This is a genomic window from Aquabacterium parvum (genome assembly GCF_001447195.1).
In the GTDB taxonomy this organism is placed as follows: Bacteria; Pseudomonadota; Gammaproteobacteria; order Burkholderiales; family Burkholderiaceae_C; genus Aquabacterium; species Aquabacterium parvum.
Genome location: NZ_LFRI01000579.1, coordinates 1 through 2,247, shown reverse-complemented (window position 1 = coordinate 2,247; position 2,247 = coordinate 1). Strand labels below are relative to the sequence as shown.

Here is a 2,247-nt window from a genome sequence, read left to right as displayed (position 1 = left end):
GCCGTAAGCGCACCCCCGTAGAGCGTGACTTGGCGCCAGGCTCTTGTTTTACGATCGCGTCCACCATCTTCATAGTGGACGCGATCTTCATGCCGCCATCTCAACTCGGCAAGAGGGTGGTCGTCGGACTATTACCTTGAATGCGAGCATGCCACGAGACCTTGCGCGAACCAAGAGGCGCATGCCTGGCTGCGAGTAGCCACCGAGGAGGTGGCTCGCTTGGCCTGTGCAAGCGACGTATTCACGCGAGGGCCTAACGCCCAAGTTCAGGGGCGCGCGCTTGGCATGGCCGAAGCGATCAGTGGTGGAGGCGTCCCCTGCAACGCACAGTTAGGCTGGTGGCAGTGGGCCGGATGCGCGGCCAGCGAGCACGCACACGAGGCGCCAGCCTGGTGTGCGCGATGAGCTGCGGTGGCAGCCCCAACATTCATCCGTGCCATGCCGCCTCCCTTTGCGTATGGCGCCAGCCATGCGCTGACGAAGGCCTCAATTTACCCGACTTGCAACCTGCGCAGCACAGGTGCCAGCACTCAGACCGCAAGCCTCGATGTGTTCCGGCGAATGCCCCGCAAGGCCGATGAATACTGGGCATTTGCGAGAAGCCTAACGCCCAAGTTCAGGGGCGCCGGAGCACCGAAGGTGCGTAGGGCACCAACCCTGGCCATGAAGATGGCGAAGCCATGGCCAGGGTTGGCGTCCGCTGCAACGCCCAGTTAGGCGTATGGCGATGTGGGGCGTCCTCATCTTGGCCTCGGCTCCAGCTGTAGATCGTTCTCGCGCCTGCATGCAGCCTCGCTCTTTTGGAATGCGGGCGACTGCTTTGATAGGGACGCCAGGCTGGGTTCGGAAACGCCCCATTTGTTCAACTTCATGTCGAGCCTGTACTTCTCGTGGAAGTACTGACCATGGGTCCGACTCATGCATCCGATGTACCGCATGTACCGCGATGCCATGATTTCGCTTGTGGTCGCGCTAAAGCTATTTGTAGTTGCAAGAGCGAGCAGCAGGAGCGCAGCGTGTCGCATAGCGATTCCGTAGAGTGGCCTAACGCCCAAGTTCAGGGGCGCCCGCTTGGCATGGCCGAAGCGTGCACTGGTGGAGGCGTCCCCTGCAACGCACAGTTAGGCCGATGGTGGCATGAGGCGGCATGTGCATGATTCCCTGTGTGTTGAATGCTTGGCTGATGCCAGCTTGAATGCGAGCATGCCACGAGACCTTGCGCGAACCAAGAGGCGCATGCCTGGCTGCGAGTAGCCACCGAGGAGGTGGCTCGCTTGGCCTGTGCAAGCGACGTATTCACGCGAGGGCCTAACGCCCAAGTTCAGGGGCGCCCGCTTGGCATGGCCGAAGCGTGCGGTGGTGGAGGCGTCCCCTGCAACGCCCAGTTAGGCCGGTGCAAGTAGCAGGGCGCTTGCGCGGCCAGTGAGCCCGTACACGAGGCGCCAGCCTGGTGTGCGCGATGAACTGCAGCGGCAGCTTCCGAGATGAACCGTGCCATCACGCCTCCCTTTGCGTATGGCGTCAGCCATGCGCGACGAATGCCTCAATCTAACGCACGTTGAACCTGAGCGGCGAGGGCGCCAGCACACAGCCTTGGAGGCAAGAACGAATGTGCGACTGCCGCCGATGAGGCGGCTCGTGTGCGCGGATCATTTTTCGGGCCGACGTTTGAACCTTAAAAAGATGCCTGCCGCCAGTGCCAGTAGCACAGCAGCAAGAAGCAACTGACCGAGAGCTGCCGAGAACGCCGCGCCAGAGATCAGGCCTATACGTACAGCCAGTTCTACGAAGCCGTGAATGGTCCAGAGTCCGGAGTCGTCGCGGGGCTTGCTCATTGGTCGCTTGCTCTAGTAGCGCCTAACGCCCAAGTTCAGGGGCGCCCGCTTGGCATGGCCGAAGCGTGCACTGGTGGAGGCGTCCCCTGCAACGCACAGTTAGGCCGATGGTGGCATGAGGCGGCATGTGCATGATTCCCTGTGTGTTGAATGCTTGGCTGATGCCAGCTTGAATGCGAGCATGCCACGAGACCTTGCGCGAACCAAGAGGCGCATGCCTGGCTGCGAGTAGCCACCGAGGAGGTGGCTCGCTTGGCCTGTGCAAGCGACGTATTCACGCGAGGGCCTAACGAATGAAAGGGACTTCCCCGTCCCGAGCTAGCCGCATATTGCGGCGAACGGCAACGAAGTGCCACGATGGGGTTGCGAATCTCATCCACTCACTCGGAAGGGGAAGTCCATGACCATTTTG

1 protein-coding gene is annotated in these 2,247 nt (G+C 61.5%); it reads right to left on the bottom strand.

The annotated features are described in order from the left end of the window. Positions 1–1,649 precede the first annotated feature (1,649 nt). Positions 1,650–1,835, bottom strand: a complete 186-nt coding sequence (locus ABG80_RS21755) for a hypothetical protein (protein WP_083506338.1) — start codon at positions 1,833–1,835, stop codon at positions 1,650–1,652. Between the last annotated feature and the right edge of the window lie 412 nt (positions 1,836–2,247).